The sequence below is a fragment of the Flavobacterium agricola genome (genome assembly GCF_025919725.1).
In the GTDB taxonomy this organism is placed as follows: domain Bacteria; phylum Bacteroidota; class Bacteroidia; order Flavobacteriales; family Flavobacteriaceae; genus Flavobacterium; species Flavobacterium agricola.
Genome location: NZ_CP081495.1, coordinates 1,797,884 through 1,811,844, shown reverse-complemented (window position 1 = coordinate 1,811,844; position 13,961 = coordinate 1,797,884). Strand labels below are relative to the sequence as shown.

16 protein-coding genes are annotated in these 13,961 nt (G+C 33.6%); 11 read left to right on the top strand and 5 right to left on the bottom strand.

Translation table 11 applies throughout. The annotated features are described in order from the left end of the window. Positions 1 to 66: 66 nt before the first annotated feature. From K5I29_RS09050 to K5I29_RS09040, 3 genes are all read left to right on the top strand, one after another. On the top strand, positions 67 to 876 hold the full coding sequence (locus K5I29_RS09050) for a hypothetical protein (RefSeq protein ID WP_264432669.1): 810 nt from the start codon (positions 67 to 69) through the stop codon (positions 874 to 876). Between the two features lie 161 nt (positions 877 to 1,037). Continuing rightward, entirely contained in the window at positions 1,038 to 1,394 is a 357-nt protein-coding gene (locus K5I29_RS09045) for a Sec-independent protein translocase subunit TatA/TatB (protein WP_264432668.1), read from the top strand. Further along, positions 1,394 to 1,972 (top strand): phosphatase PAP2 family protein, encoded by a 579-nt coding sequence (locus K5I29_RS09040; protein ID WP_264432665.1) that lies wholly within the window; start codon positions 1,394 to 1,396, stop codon positions 1,970 to 1,972. The genes K5I29_RS09045 and K5I29_RS09040 overlap by 1 nt, the downstream gene beginning before the upstream one ends. Positions 1,973 to 2,036: 64 nt before the next feature. Here K5I29_RS09040 and K5I29_RS09035 read toward each other — a convergent pair whose 3' ends face one another. After that, positions 2,037 to 2,678, bottom strand: a complete 642-nt coding sequence (locus K5I29_RS09035; RefSeq protein ID WP_264435185.1) for an O-methyltransferase — start codon at positions 2,676 to 2,678, stop codon at positions 2,037 to 2,039. Positions 2,679 to 2,914: 236 nt separating this feature from the next. On the opposite strand from K5I29_RS09035, the gene rlmN reads away from it, so the two are divergent. The 6 genes from rlmN (at position 2,915) to dnaG (ending at position 9,492) form a co-directional block, all read left to right on the top strand. Next, positions 2,915 to 3,964 (top strand): 23S rRNA (adenine(2503)-C(2))-methyltransferase RlmN, encoded by a 1,050-nt coding sequence (rlmN, locus tag K5I29_RS09030; RefSeq protein WP_264432662.1) that lies wholly within the window; start codon positions 2,915 to 2,917, stop codon positions 3,962 to 3,964. A gap of 34 nt (positions 3,965 to 3,998) precedes the next feature. Continuing rightward, the gene (locus tag K5I29_RS09025) at positions 3,999 to 4,979 is read left to right on the top strand and encodes a polyprenyl synthetase family protein (RefSeq protein ID WP_264432659.1); all 981 of its coding nucleotides are present in this window, start codon (positions 3,999 to 4,001) and stop codon (positions 4,977 to 4,979) included. Positions 4,980 to 5,092: 113 nt separating this feature from the next. Next, entirely contained in the window at positions 5,093 to 5,656 is a 564-nt protein-coding gene (locus K5I29_RS09020) for an RNA polymerase sigma factor (RefSeq protein ID WP_264432658.1), read from the top strand. Then, positions 5,640 to 6,275: a hypothetical protein gene (locus K5I29_RS09015; protein WP_264432656.1), complete on the top strand. Its 636-nt coding sequence runs from the start codon at positions 5,640 to 5,642 to the stop codon at positions 6,273 to 6,275. Before K5I29_RS09020 ends, K5I29_RS09015 begins: the two co-directional genes overlap by 17 nt. Before the next feature lie 27 nt (positions 6,276 to 6,302). Then, positions 6,303 to 7,394 (top strand): hypothetical protein, encoded by a 1,092-nt coding sequence (locus K5I29_RS09010; protein WP_264432654.1) that lies wholly within the window; start codon positions 6,303 to 6,305, stop codon positions 7,392 to 7,394. Positions 7,395 to 7,482: 88 nt separating this feature from the next. Further along, positions 7,483 to 9,492, top strand: coding sequence for a DNA primase (gene dnaG / locus K5I29_RS09005; RefSeq protein ID WP_264432653.1), 2,010 nt, complete (start codon positions 7,483 to 7,485; stop codon positions 9,490 to 9,492). Here dnaG and K5I29_RS09000 read toward each other — a convergent pair. After that, on the bottom strand, positions 9,489 to 10,121 hold the full coding sequence (locus K5I29_RS09000; protein WP_264432651.1) for a response regulator transcription factor: 633 nt from the start codon (positions 10,119 to 10,121) through the stop codon (positions 9,489 to 9,491). The genes dnaG and K5I29_RS09000 overlap by 4 nt on opposite strands. 80 nt (positions 10,122 to 10,201) lie before the next feature. Then, positions 10,202 to 11,002 carry an NAD(+) synthase gene (gene nadE, locus K5I29_RS08995; protein ID WP_264432649.1) on the bottom strand — a complete coding sequence of 267 codons (801 nt, stop codon included), beginning with the start codon at positions 11,000 to 11,002 and terminating at the stop codon, positions 10,202 to 10,204. 92 nt (positions 11,003 to 11,094) lie between these two features. Here nadE and gldB point away from each other — a divergent pair, with 92 nt between their 5' ends. Beyond that, positions 11,095 to 12,069, top strand: a complete 975-nt coding sequence (gene gldB, locus K5I29_RS08990; RefSeq protein ID WP_264432647.1) for a gliding motility lipoprotein GldB — start codon at positions 11,095 to 11,097, stop codon at positions 12,067 to 12,069. After that, on the top strand, positions 12,069 to 12,407 hold the full coding sequence (gldC, locus tag K5I29_RS08985; protein ID WP_264432644.1) for a gliding motility protein GldC: 339 nt from the start codon (positions 12,069 to 12,071) through the stop codon (positions 12,405 to 12,407). The genes gldB and gldC overlap by 1 nt, the downstream gene beginning before the upstream one ends. Positions 12,408 to 12,437: 30 nt before the next feature. On the opposite strand, the gene yihA is transcribed toward gldC, so the two are convergent. Beyond that, the gene (yihA, locus tag K5I29_RS08980; protein WP_264432642.1) at positions 12,438 to 13,061 is read right to left on the bottom strand and encodes a ribosome biogenesis GTP-binding protein YihA/YsxC; all 624 of its coding nucleotides are present in this window, start codon (positions 13,059 to 13,061) and stop codon (positions 12,438 to 12,440) included. Between the two features lie 41 nt (positions 13,062 to 13,102). After that, positions 13,103 to 13,870, bottom strand: coding sequence for an alpha/beta fold hydrolase (locus tag K5I29_RS08975; RefSeq protein WP_264432640.1), 768 nt, complete (start codon positions 13,868 to 13,870; stop codon positions 13,103 to 13,105). Positions 13,871 to 13,961: the final 91 nt, after the last annotated feature.

The window sequence follows — 13,961 nt, the reverse complement described above, 5'->3', positions numbered from 1 at the left end:
GTAAAATTATTTTATATTTTAAATGAAACTAAATTACTTACATTTATAGCCTATAAATCACACATAATGAAAACTAAAATTTCAATTTTATTGCTATGTTTATCAGCATTTGCTTTTGCTCAAAACATAGTGCAACAAAAACCCATTTACGGACAATTACTTTCTGATTCTTTAAATGTAAAAAATGTTACGGTGTTAAATCGTACCTCAAAACTTGAAACTAAAACCAGTGCCGATGGTACGTTTACTATAAAAGCCAATCCAAAAGATACGTTGTATTTTGATTCGCCTAATATAATAACCATGCAATATGTGGTTGATCCGGTAGATTTTAATGTAGAATTGCAGGTAAATGTTTATCCAAAATCAACCCTGTTAGATGAAATTGTAATTTACCGCCATAACCTAACCGGACAACTTGGTTTAGACGGACGTAGTTTACCAACCTTTTATCGTGATTTAGAAGGTGAAATACGTGAAAAAGTTACCGGATTAGATTTAGATTCAGAACAACAAAATTCACGCGTTTTAGTTGATAGATTGCATGAAGGCATGCCGGGAACTATTAAATCAGATCCATATGCAGTAAACTTCGTAGCCATAAGTAATGCGGTTGGTAAATTGTTTAAAAAATCACAAAAACCGTCAGAACGACAAAAAATTCAGGAGCAAGTTTATGTGGTTTATGGCAAAAATAATTTAGCCGATCAGTTAAATATGTCAACGACCGAAGTAAATTATTATTTAGATTATTTAATTGCTAATAATAAATTAGATAAACATAGCACACAAAAACTTGATGCTTTAAGCTTGTTAGAAGTTTTGGTAAGCAACCGTTCTGGTTATTACGCGTACTTACAAGAAGAAATAAAATAAACATAAAGCTCGTAACCCTAGTTACGAGCTTTTTTTAAAAAAATCATTCACATTTTTAACTTGTGTTTTTGAATTATAATGGTTTTTTAATTTATATTTTATGATATAATGCTACAAAGTTTGTATTTTTGTTACTTAATTGAATTTTAAAAAAGATTACAATGTTTGGAATAGGTGGATCAGAAATATTTTTTATTATTATTATAGCTTTAATGTTATTTGGCTCTAAAAACATTCCCGATATTGCCCGAACTTTAGGTAAAGGTTTTGCGCAGTTGCGCCACGCAACTAACGAAATAAAAAATGAAATTACCAAAAGTGCTGAAGAAAACGGTTTGGGAGATTTGAAAGAAATGAATCCGTTAAACGATTTAAAAGATATTAACCCAATAAATGATATTAAAGAAAGTTTAAACCCATTAAACGATATTGATTTAACCAGTGATGTTCAGAAAGAAATAGATCAGGCAAAAGAAGATATTGAACAAATGACAGGCCCAATTAAAAGACAGCGCTAATGTTAGATAAATTTATTAACCTTGACCAACAACTACTTATCTACTTAAACAATTTAGGTACCCCAACATTAGATACGTTTTTTTTAATTATTACCCAATGGTGGTATTTAATCCCTGTTTTTGGCTATGTTTTTTATTTAATGATAAAAAAAATTGGCTGGAAAAATTTTGGTTTGGTGGTTTTGGTTATGGCTTTGCTTATTTTGTTTACCGATCAGTCAACCAATTTGGTAAAAAAATCGGTAGAACGTTTGCGTCCGTGTAATGAACCTGGAGTGAAAGAATTTTTACGCAGTATTATAACCCGCCAATCGTTTAGTTTCTTTTCTGGGCACGCATCCAACTCTATGGCAACTACGTTGTTTATTTACTTATTGCTGCGTAACTATTATACTAAATATTTATTTTTATTGTTTTTGTTTCCTTTATTATTTGCGTATTCACGTGTTTATTTAGGCTTACATTATCCTTTAGATATTTTGGTTGGTTATGCTTTCGGAGCTTGTACTGGATTTGTTTTTTACAAATTGTATCAATTTTTAAACAACAAATATTTTCCGGCTGCAAACCATTTGTAACGCGTTCAAATTTAATTTCTCATATAAAAAGCGCAACCTGTTTTTGGGTTGCGCTTTTTTGCTTTTATAAAACTCGGGTTACGGTTAAACCATCACGAATGGGTAGTAAAACCGTTTCTACACGCGGATCATTAACTAAACGTTGGTTGTAATCTAACAATAATTTAGTTGTACGATCTTTATCATCTAACGGTTCAACAACTTTTCCTGACCATAAAACATTATCACTTAAAATAATTCCGCCCGGATTCATTAGTGGTACAATTAATTCGTAATAATTTAAGTAATTGTCTTTATCGGCATCAATAAATACCAAATCAAATTTGGTGTTTAAGGTTGGAATAATTTCGAGCGCTTTACCTAAATGCTGATGAAATTTTTCGCCATATCCGGTTAAATCAAAATATTTACGCTGAAAATCCTGAAGTTCTTCTTTAATATCAATGGTATGAATTACGCCATCTGCTGGTAAACCTTCGGACAAAGAAATGGTTGCATAACCGGTATACGTACCAATTTCTAAAATAACTTTTGGACGAATAATTTTAGCTAACATGCTAAGTACGCGCCCCTGAAAATGACCGCTTAACATGCGCGGTTGTAATATTTTTTGATACGTTTCGCGGTTTAAACGAGCTAACAATTCGGGTTCTGCTGCCGAATTATGTTCTACATATTCTTCTAATTCTGCTGAAATAAAATGCATGGTAACTAATTCTTTAAGTTGCAAAAGTACAAACATTTTTTAAATGTGCGCCTTTGCATTTTTGGTTTGCAGCGCGCGTTAGCAACAGCAGCCTTGTTTGAGCTCGTTATGCAACGCAGTGAAATAACAGCGAGGACGAATGGTGCGGCTCACCAGCTTTTTCATGCTGGTGAGCAACGCCCGTATATTTATAAATTAACACCATTTTATGCACAATTTTATGTAATTTTGCAGCTATGCAACAGAATAAAAAAGATATTAGAAGTTTATCGAAAGATGATTTGCGTGCGTTTTTTGTTGAAAACAACGACAAAGCTTTTCGGGGCAACCAAGTTTACGAATGGTTGTGGAATAAAGGTGCGCACCATTTTGAAGACATGACCAATTTGTCTAAAGAAACGCGTCAGCTTTTAGAAAATAATTTTGTGATTAACCACATTAAGGTTGATAAAATGCAACACAGCAACGACGGAACTATTAAAAACGCCGTTCGTTTGCACGATGGGTTAATTGTAGAATCGGTTTTAATTCCTACCGAAACGCGTACAACGGCTTGTGTTTCTAGCCAAGTTGGATGTAGTTTAGATTGTAATTTTTGTGCTACCGCACGATTAAAACGCATGCGTAATTTAGCTCCTGACGAAATTTTTGATCAAGTTGTTGCAATTGATCAAGAAAGCCGTATGTACCATAACCGTCCGCTTAGTAATATTGTTTTTATGGGCATGGGCGAACCGCTTATGAATTATAACAACGTAATGAAAGCGATTGATATGATTACAAGCGATGAAGGTTTGGGCATGAGCGCAAAACGCATCACGGTTTCTACCTCGGGCGTTTCTAAAATGATTCGTAAAATGGCAGACGATGGCGTTAAGTTTAAATTGGCCGTTTCTTTGCATTCGGCTATCGAGGAAACGCGTAATAAAATTATGCCGTTTACAAAAAATTTTCCGTTGCCAGAATTGCGAGATGCCATAGTTTATTGGTACCATAAAACCAAAAGTAAAGTTACCTACGAATATGTAGTTTGGAAAGGAATTAATGATGACGAAGCTGCTATTAAAGCCTTGGTTAAGTTTTGTAAGCATGTGCCATGTAAGGTAAATATTATTGAATACAACCCGATTGATGATGGCGAATTTCAGCAAGCCGATCCAAAAGTAATTGAACAATATATTCAGGAATTAAGTAAGGCAGATATTGTAGCAAAGGTACGTCATAGCCGTGGTAAAGATATTGATGCAGCTTGTGGACAATTGGCAAATAAAGAAGGAGTTGCGTAATTTTTTATTACATTAGTACGTTACGTTATAAGTTATGAAAATTACCGAGCAAATTAAGCAGCCGATTGAATTAGAAATGAAACTTTTTGAAAAAAAGTTTCAAGATGCTATGACATCACAAGTTGCCCTTTTAAACCGAATTACCCATTATTTAGTAAACAGCAAGGGCAAGCAAATGCGCCCTATGTTTTTGTTTTTAACTGCTAAAATGGTTGCCAATGGCGAAGTAAACGAACGTACTTATCGTGGTGCATCGGTTATTGAGCTGATTCATACAGCAACTTTGGTGCATGATGATGTGGTGGATGATTCAAACAAACGCCGCGGATTTTTTTCAATCAACGCTTTATGGAAAAATAAAATTGCAGTTTTAGTTGGCGATTTTTTACTTTCTAAAGGATTGTTACTTTCTATAAACAACGACGATTTTGATTTGCTTAAAATTATTTCGGTAGCGGTACGAGAAATGTCTGAAGGCGAATTGTTGCAGATTGAAAAAGCACGTCGTTTAGATATTACAGAAGATGTTTATTACGAAATTATTCGTCAAAAAACAGCAACTTTAATTGCAGCTTGTTGTGCTTTAGGTGCGTGTGCTGTTAAACCCGAAGATACTGAAATGGTTGAGCGCATGCGTAAGTTTGGCGAACTTATCGGAATGGCTTTTCAGATTAAAGATGATTTGTTTGATTATACCGACGGACCTATTGGTAAACCAACCGGAATAGATATTAAAGAACAAAAAATGACGCTGCCGTTAATTTATACCTTAAACAATTGCAGTGAAGCAGATAAAAAATGGTTAATAAATTCGGTTAAAAACCACAATAAAAATAAAAAACGCGTAAACCAGGTTATTGAATTTGTAAAACAAAATGGCGGACTAACTTATGCAGAAAAGGTTATGGTCGACTTTCAGCAACAAGCACTAACCTTGTTAGAAGTTTTTCCAACTTCTCCGTATAAAGATGCCTTGGTACTCATGGTTAATTATGTTATTGAACGTAAAAAATAAATAAAAAAGCAACTGATTATCAGTTGCTTTTTTATTTATATCAATATTTTTAAAAAACTTTCCAACCTTTTTATCGTAATTTTCGTCTATCCTAATAAACCAACCTACTATTTATGAAAATTGTTGTTTTACATCCTAAAGAACAAGAACTAATTGTTCAGGCAAAAGCTAATAATAGGTTGGCTCAGCAAGCTATTTACAACAAATATGCTCCTAAAATGCTGGCTATTTGCCGTAGGTATTTTAAAGATGTTTTTTTGGCAGAAGATGTTTTGCTTCAAGCTTTTTTAAAAGTTTTTGTAAACATAACGCAATATAATGACCAAGGAAGTTTTGAAGGCTGGATTCGGCGCATCGTGGTTCATGAATGTATTGATGCGCATCGTAAACAAATTAAACAATTAGAATTTGTAACAATTGCCGAACACGATTTTATAACTGAGGAAACCGAGTTAACCCATGATGCCGAACAAATATTATTGCTTGTTAACGATTTGCCCGAAGGTTGTAAAATGATTTTTAATCTTTTTGTGATAGAAGGTTACAAACATCATGAAATTGCTACGCGCTTGCAAATTTCCGAAGGAACCTCGAAATCGCAATTAGCTTACGCTAAAACATACATTCAAAAAGCTTTACAACAATTAAAAACAAATGAACATGGAACCGCTAGATAAAAAAATAAAAGAACTTGCCAACGAGCAACGAATTGAACCTAGTGCTCAATCTTGGCAACATTTAGCGAGCATGTTAGATAAAGCTTTGCCTAGCGAACCTGAGCTAGTTAATCAAGCAACCAAAAATATTGTATGGAAAAGGTATTTGTCTTTAGCTGCTGTTTTTGCTTTAGGTTTTGGGTTCGCGCTTTACTTATTAGATTCTAATAAATCTGAGAACGAATCTGAAAATAAGCCTGTTGTTTTAGTTGAAGTTGATTCAGTTGCGCAACCGTTTTTACCTGATGAATTAGATCAGGATGTGAACATAAACCTTTTACCAGCAACTCAAATTGCCAGTCCAAAAAATAGTAACGCGGATAAAAATATAATTGTTGCAGAAACAGAAAATTATGTAATTCCCGATTCGGTTATAAAGTCAGAAACGCATTATGCTACCGGAACGTTACAAATAGAATGGGAAAATAAACAGAATTTTGAAGTTGATGTTTCGCCTAAAATGTTGTTAAAACAAACCGAACGTGAACTTAATTTTGAAAAAGCAAATACTGAATTAAGTAAGAAAGAAGGCAAGTTCCAGAAAATTAGAATGGCAATTAGCAATCGCAATTACGAATAAAAATCATCAATCAAAAAACAAATAGTTATGTTTAAAATTATTTTATGGGCCACTGGCCTTGTGCTTGTAATGCTTGGTAAAGCATTTGCACAAAATTCACCTTTACAAAGTTCGGTACAACAACAACTTCAGCTTATAGAATTGCAAGTTGTACAATACAAAGATTCTTTAAAAAATGGGGTAGATGCCATTTGGGCTTTAGAAGATGCAAAGCAAATAACGCCGCAACAAGCGCAGTATAAAAAAGATTCGTTAGCGCAGCATTATTCGCACCAAATAAAAGTTTCTGTAGCTAGCAGTCAACATTTAATTGATAACGAAATTAAGCGCCGTGTAACCGAGCTTATTAACAACCAACAGCCGGTAGAAATTGTTGTTGTAGAAGAAGAGCCTGATTTTATGGATCGTTTGGCCGAGCATTCGCCCAAATTTGTTTACAGCTCAAGCAAACACAATAAAAAAGATCGTTCTGAAAAACGTACAACCTCACAATTGGTTTTTGCTTTTGGGGTAAATAGCTTGCTAGAAAATGGTGATTTAAAAAACGGCGATTTTACGCCTTTACGATCTATGTTTTACGAGCTGGGATATACGTACAATACGCGCTTAAGTAAAAATTCGCCCTTATTGCATTTTAAATATGGGTTTAGTTTTATGTTTGATAAATTAAGCCCGCGTAATAATTATGTTTTTGTGCGCGATGATAATGGTATTTTTAGTTTAGAACCAACAGGAATCAACTACAAAAAAAATATGTTTAGAAATACAACTTTAGTTGTTCCGTTGCATTTGGAGTTTGATTTTACTAAAAAACGTTTTTCTGAAAAATTACAAAAAAATGTATTTGCTTCGCATCAAGCGTTCCGATTCGGAATTGGAGGTTTTTTTGGTACTCATTTACAAACGTTACAAAAGTTTAAATACCGAGAAGATGGTAAAAGCTATAAAGAAAAATTCTCGTCAAGTTATAATGTTGAAAAGTTTATATACGGCTTAAGTGCTTATGTGGGCTATAAACAAACCAGCTTTTACGTTAAATACAATTTAAATCCATTGTTTAAAAAACAACCAACCGATGTAAATTTAATTTCTGCCGGACTGCGTTTTGATTTCAATTAAAAAGTAAACAAATCTTTTTTAAGATTCGTTTTTTTATCTTTATTGGCTAACAATGCGTATTTTTGTTAGGGACAAACTATTGTATAAAATGATTTCACAAACTACCATAGATAAAATTTTTGATGCAACGCGAGTTGAAGAAGTTATCGGCGATTTTGTTCATTTAAAAAAGTCAGGAAGTAATCTAAAAGGATTAAGCCCTTTTTCTAATGAAAAATCTCCGTCGTTTATGGTTTCGCCCGTAAAACAAATCTGGAAAGATTTTAGTTCGGGCAAGGGCGGAAATGCCATTTCGTTTATCATGGAGCACGAACATTTTACGTACCCAGAAGCTTTACGTTACTTGGCAAAAAAATACAATATAGAAATAGAAGAAATTAAGCAAACCAACGAAGAAACCGAAAAAGCAAACGAACGCGAAAGTTTGTATTTGGTTTCGGAATATGCGAAAACCTATTTTCACGATGTTTTGCAAAACACCGAAGAAGGTAAAGCAATTGGTTTGTCGTACTTTAAAGAACGTGGTTTTACTGACGAAACCATTAAAAAATTCGATTTGGGTTATTCGCCCGATTCATGGGATGCATTTACCAATCAGGCGCTTGCTAACGGATATTCTTTAGAATATCTGGATAAATCGGGGTTAACCATTGTTAAAGACGATAAAAAATTCGATCGATTTAAAGGCCGAGTAATGTTCCCTATTCATTCCTTTTCGGGCCGTGTTTTAGGTTTTGGTGGGCGTATTTTAACTTCTGATAAAAAAGCAGCTAAATATTTAAATTCGCCCGAATCAGATATTTATCATAAAAGTAAAATTCTATACGGTATTTATCAGGCAAAACAAGCCATTTCTAAACTTCAAAATTGTTATTTGGTAGAAGGATATACCGATGTAATTCAGTTTAACCAATCGGGAATTGAGAACGTTGTTGCCTCATCAGGTACCGCTTTAACTCCAGATCAAATTCGATTAATAAACAGATTAACCGATAACGTTACCGTTTTGTACGATGGTGATGCGGCTGGTTTGCGTGCATCTATTCGCGGTATTGATTTAATTTTAGAGCAAGGCATGAATGTGCGCGTTTGTACTTTTCCGGAAGGAGAAGATCCTGACAGCTTTGCCAAAAAAACATCAAACGAAGAACTAAAGCATTATTTAGAAACCAATAGCACCGATTTTATTCAGTTTAAGGCAAAGCTTTTAATGGAAGAATCGCAAAACGATCCTATTAAAAAGGCCAATTTAATAAACGATATGATTGTGAGCATTTCTAAAATTCCGAACGCTATTAAGCGAGAAGTTTATGTGCAGGAATGTGCTAAAATTATGGATGTTTCGGAACAAGTTATTTACAACTCGTTAGCGCAAATTGTGGCGGTTGATATTAGCAAAGCCAATAAAAAGTTAATTGAAGAAGAGCGCCAAAAAACGTTTGAAGTTGTAAAAAATACCGATACGGTAAAAGGTCTGCAAAACCAAGAAATTATTCAAGATTTAGAATACCGCATCTTAGATATATTAATTAACCACGGATTTACCGATGAGGTATTTACCGAAGAAAATTATGTGCTTTTAGAAAACGGCGATTATGAAGAAGCGGTTGTAAAAGTAAAAAGAAAAGTTTACAACAAAGTTAATTTGTATTTTGAATACGATAAGGATGTGATTGAATTTACCAATCCAACCTACAAAACCATATATTACCGACTGATTGAGCATTTTAGAACTCTTGAAAATAATGGGGCAACCACGTTTGATGTGGCAACCTTTTTATTAACGCAAGAACCCGAAATTGCTCAAATCGTTAGTAATATTTCTTTTGAAAATCATGCCAATATTTTGCACGATTGGAATAAAAAGATGATTGATGTAAAAACTAAAGAAATGACCATTAACCAATATGTAACCGAAACTATGTTAACGTTAAATTGGGTTTGGATGGCCAAAATGGTTACTGATTTATTTCAATCCATAACAGATAAGGAAACTGAAATTACGGACGATGTAAAACATCAAATTCAAGATTTCAACTTACTAAAAACCACGCTTTCTAGAAAACTAAATCGCGTGTATGTGGTGTACAACAATTAGTTTACAATTTCTAAGTTACGCGCTTTATCAATTAAATCTACTAAGCTGGTAACATGTAATTTAGTTAATAAGCGTAATTTATACGTACTAATTGTTTTTTCGTTAAGCTCTAAAAGTTCAGCAATTTCTTTGTTTTTTTTGCCTTCGCTTAAATAGCGTAAAACTTCAATTTCTCTTGAAGATAATTTGCGGTGTAAACGGTCAGCCTTTTTACCACGGCTATTTAATTCAATTTGTTTTTTAATTAAATCGCTAAAAACAATTTTATCGTCGTTTACTTTATAAATCGCATCTTCTAAAACTTGTAGTTTTTCCTTTTTTAATACATAACCTTTAACTCCGCTTTTGTAGGCGTTAAAAGCATAAATTTGCTCAGCTAAGTTAGAAAAAACTAAAAATTTGATAGAAGGATTTTCTGATGATATGGCCTTGATGTAATTTATCGAAGTTAAACCTTCTAACTCTAAATCTATCACACATACATCTATTGATTTTTTACGTAACGTTTCGTCTAACTGTTCTAAGTTAGAAACGTTTTGCGTAATCACAATCTTTTCATTTTTTTTAAAGTAGGCCTCTAACCCAAAATGAGTTACAGGTTGGTTATCTGCAATACAAAGTTTTATCATTTTGTAATAATTTTGGTTATTTTTATTCAGCTTTCAAAATGATTAACGCGATATTATTTATAATATTGTAGCAAATTACTTTATAATGTTTTTAACTCGCATATCGGAATAGGAGTCATTTTATGTTGGTTGATGCGATTTAAACGTTCGTAAATTTTAAAAACTACTTGTTTTCGGCCTTCAAAATCGGCTGCTGTTTTGCCCATTTCATGTGCAAGCATGGCTTCTTCTAATTCATCATAATTAGCACCTAATTGATCTTCATCACTTCGGTCATCACCAAATAATCCATCAGTTGGTTTAGCTGTTATAATGTTTGCAGTTACGCCTAAATATTCAGAAAGTAATCTAACTTCCGATTTCATTAAATCAGCAATTGGAGAAATATCTACACCGCCATCGCCGTATTTTGTAAAAAATCCGACACCAAAATCTTCTATCTTATTACCGGTGCCAACCACCAAATAGCCATGAATACCGGCATAATAATATAAAGTTGTCATGCGCAAACGTGCGCGCGTGTTGGCCAAAGTTAAGTTAAGTTTTTCTACATTAGCTGTTGTAGGCAAGCTTTGGGCTAAAACGTCGTAGCTTTGTGTTAAATCGGCTTTTGCACGCGAAACGTTCGGGAATTTATTCAGTAAAAACTGAATATGTTCTTCACCACGTAAAACTTGGCTCGCTGCCTGATGAATGGGCATTTCTACGCACAAAGTTGGCAATTCTGTTTGTGCACATAAGGTTGAGGTTAGGGCCGAATCAATTCCGCCAGAAATACCAACAACAAATCCGTTAACCCTAGCTTTAGTTGCATAATTTTTTAACCAATTTACAATGTGTTGGTTTACAGCTTGGGCATTAAATTTTTTTGCTTGCTCCATTTATCTTTTAATTAGTAATTTTAATAGTTTGGTAATTGTATATTTGCACAACACCGCGTGCATAAATTTACGCAAATAAATTTTTTATTTAAATGAGAAAAATATTATTTACAAGTTTTCTGCTTTCTTTGTTTTTTGTTGCCTGTAAAGATAAACCAAAAGTTGTAGATGCAGATTACGACAAAATTTCGGCTATTGATCACGAAACTGCTATTTCCCGTTTTGATAAAGAATATTTTGAATTCGATATAAACGATTTAGATCAAATGATGGCTAAATATCCGTTTTTCTTTCCTGGAGAAATGGATCCGGCTGAATTTTTAGGCAAACGTAACGATTCTTTATGGCAAGAAGTTTATCAGGAAGTACAAACCAACTTTCCTACAAACGATAAGTTTAATGATGTTGCGTTTTTGTTTAAAGCCATTAAATTCCATTTTCCTGAAAAACAGGTTCCCAACCAGCTTATAACAGTTGTGGGTGATATGGAAAAAGATTTTGGTGCTATTTACACCGATTCTTTAGCCATAATAACCTTAGAAACTTATTTAGGGCAAGATCATAAATATTATACCGATTTTCCTCAATATTTGCGTTCAGAATACAATGCTGATCAAATGGCGCAAGATATGGCAACAAAGTTTGCTTATACCGTAATTGCTCCAACAAGTGATAAAAGTTTGTTGGCAAACATGATTCAGCAAGGTAAAATTTTATATTTAAAAGATGCATTGCTGTCTTACACAACCGATGCTGAAAAAATGAATTATACGCCCGAGCAAATTGTTTGGTGCCAAGAAAACGAATCTGAAATTTGGAGTTATTTGGTTGATAAAAAATTGCTTTTTGATTCAGACAGCCGTTTAGATGCGCGCTTTGTTCGTAAAGCACCTTTTTCTAAATTTTACCTAGAAATAGATCAAGAATCTCCGGGCAGAACCGGTGTTTGGTTGGGCTGGCAAATTGTTAAATCGTACATGCAGCATAACGATGTAAGTTTACAAACCATGTTAACAACAGAACCTAAAGATATTTTTGAAAATTCTAAATACAAACCTAAAAAATAATGGCAAAAACATTTAAATCTGAAATAAAAGTAAAAGTTGAACTTGACGAAAATAGAGTACCAGAAACCTTAACTTGGTCTGCAAAAGATGGTGGGGTAGAAAACGAAAATACCAAAGCACTATTAATGTCGGTTTGGGATAGTAAAGCAAAGGAAACCTTACGTATTGATTTATGGACAAAAGATATGCCAGTTGATGAAATGAAAATATTTTTTCACCAAACTTTGGTAGCCATGTCAGATACGTTTTTACGCGCAACTGATGATGAAAAAATGTCTGCAACCATGAAAGATTTTTGTGATTACTTTGCAGAAAAATTAGAACTACTTAAAAAGTAAAAAAGCAACCCATATTGGGTTGCTTTTTATTTATATAAAACTTTCTTGACTTTTAAAGAAATCGGTGTTTACATCGTTAATAAACTGTAAAACTTCGTCTTGCCCCTCGCCCGATGCTGATGAAGTTAAAAAGTAAGTAGGAAATTCTTCCCAATCGCCAGCTAAAAGTACTTTTTTGTAAGCTGCGATGTTTTGCATGGCTTTACTTTTGGTTAACTTATCGGCTTTGGTGAAAATAATACAGAACGGAACGCCTGCATTACCTAAATAACTCATAAATTCCACATCAATTTTCTGCGGTTCTAAGCGTACATCAATTAGTACAAAACCACAAACCAATTGTTCTCTTTTCTCAAAATATTCAGTAATGAATTTCTGAAAAATACCTTTGGTAGATTTAGAAACTTTGGCGTAGCCGTATCCAGGTAAATCTACTAAAAACCAATTGTCATTTATTTTAAAATGATTAATAAGCTGTGTTTTACCCGGTTTCCCCGAAACTTTAGCTAAAGCTTTGCGGCCGGTTAACATATTTATTAAGGATGATTTACCAACGTTTGATCGACCAATAAAAGCATATTCGGGCAATATTTCAGCGGGACATTTTTTAACATCAGAATTACTGATGATAAATTCTGCTTTATTTACTTTCATAAAGATATTCTTAATAAAAAAGTTACAGCAAGCTGTAACTTTTATAAATTATTTTGTTTTAACCAGGTGAACATAATCTCGTTAAATTCATCTGGGTGTTCCATCATGGCTGCGTGTCCGCATTTATCAATCCAATATAAGGTTGAGTTGGGTAACAGCTCGTTAAATTCTTCTGCAACCTCTGGTGGGGTTACATTATCATTTTTACCCCAAATTAAACAAGTTGGAACTTGCATTTCGGGTAAATCTTTAGCCATATTGTGGCGAATAGCACTTTTAGCAATGGTTAAGGTTTTTACCAACTTCATTCGGTCGTTAACCGTGGCATAAACATCATCAACAATTTCTTTAGTTGCTACGGCAGGATCGTAAAATACATCTTGCGCCTTTTTCTTAATAAACTCGTAATCTCCACGTCGTGGGTAGCTATCACCCATAGCGCTTTCGTATAAGCCCGAGCTACCGGTTAAAATTAAACCAGCCATTTTTTCTGGGTTAATTTTAGCATGATAAAGGGCTATGTGCCCGCCTAATGAGTTTCCTAACAAAATTACCTTGTCAAATCCCTTAAAATCAATAAAGTCTTTTACATATTTTGCAAAAGCTTTTACATTGGTTTTTAAAATGTTACTGTTGTAAAGCGGTAATTCGGGGAAAACAATTTTATAATTTTTTTTAGAAAAGTAGTCAATTACACCATCAAAGTTACTTAACCCACCCATTAATCCATGTAAAATGATTATTGGTGTAGTTCCTTCACCCACTTCCAGATAGCTGTATTTACCTTCTTTTTTTAAAGCTTGTTTCATTAAAATTATAAGCATTTGCGATTTGCAAATATAAGTCTTTTTTTGTGTGATGTTTGTATAAAACTGTAAATAATGTGTTTTTTTATAAAAA

Excerpts from the sequence above, each read along its gene's own strand:
- K5I29_RS09050 (WP_264432669.1), top strand. The coding sequence starts at position 67 with ATGAAAACTAAAATTTCAATTTTATTGCTATGTTTATCAGCATTTGCT.
- K5I29_RS09045 (WP_264432668.1), top strand. The coding sequence starts at position 1,038 with ATGTTTGGAATAGGTGGATCAGAAATATTTTTTATTATTATTATAGCT.
- K5I29_RS09040 (WP_264432665.1), top strand. The coding sequence starts at position 1,394 with ATGTTAGATAAATTTATTAACCTTGACCAACAACTACTTATCTACTTA.
- K5I29_RS09035 (WP_264435185.1), bottom strand. The coding sequence starts at position 2,678 with ATGCATTTTATTTCAGCAGAATTAGAAGAATATGTAGAACATAATTCG.
- rlmN (WP_264432662.1), top strand. The coding sequence starts at position 2,915 with ATGCAACAGAATAAAAAAGATATTAGAAGTTTATCGAAAGATGATTTG.
- K5I29_RS09025 (WP_264432659.1), top strand. The coding sequence starts at position 3,999 with ATGAAAATTACCGAGCAAATTAAGCAGCCGATTGAATTAGAAATGAAA.
- K5I29_RS09020 (WP_264432658.1), top strand. The coding sequence starts at position 5,093 with ATGAAAATTGTTGTTTTACATCCTAAAGAACAAGAACTAATTGTTCAG.
- K5I29_RS09015 (WP_264432656.1), top strand. The coding sequence starts at position 5,640 with ATGGAACCGCTAGATAAAAAAATAAAAGAACTTGCCAACGAGCAACGA.
- K5I29_RS09010 (WP_264432654.1), top strand. The coding sequence starts at position 6,303 with ATGTTTAAAATTATTTTATGGGCCACTGGCCTTGTGCTTGTAATGCTT.
- dnaG (WP_264432653.1), top strand. The coding sequence starts at position 7,483 with ATGATTTCACAAACTACCATAGATAAAATTTTTGATGCAACGCGAGTT.
- K5I29_RS09000 (WP_264432651.1), bottom strand. The coding sequence starts at position 10,121 with ATGATAAAACTTTGTATTGCAGATAACCAACCTGTAACTCATTTTGGG.
- nadE (WP_264432649.1), bottom strand. The coding sequence starts at position 11,002 with ATGGAGCAAGCAAAAAAATTTAATGCCCAAGCTGTAAACCAACACATT.
- gldB (WP_264432647.1), top strand. The coding sequence starts at position 11,095 with ATGAGAAAAATATTATTTACAAGTTTTCTGCTTTCTTTGTTTTTTGTT.
- gldC (WP_264432644.1), top strand. The coding sequence starts at position 12,069 with ATGGCAAAAACATTTAAATCTGAAATAAAAGTAAAAGTTGAACTTGAC.
- yihA (WP_264432642.1), bottom strand. The coding sequence starts at position 13,061 with ATGAAAGTAAATAAAGCAGAATTTATCATCAGTAATTCTGATGTTAAA.
- K5I29_RS08975 (WP_264432640.1), bottom strand. The coding sequence starts at position 13,870 with ATGAAACAAGCTTTAAAAAAAGAAGGTAAATACAGCTATCTGGAAGTG.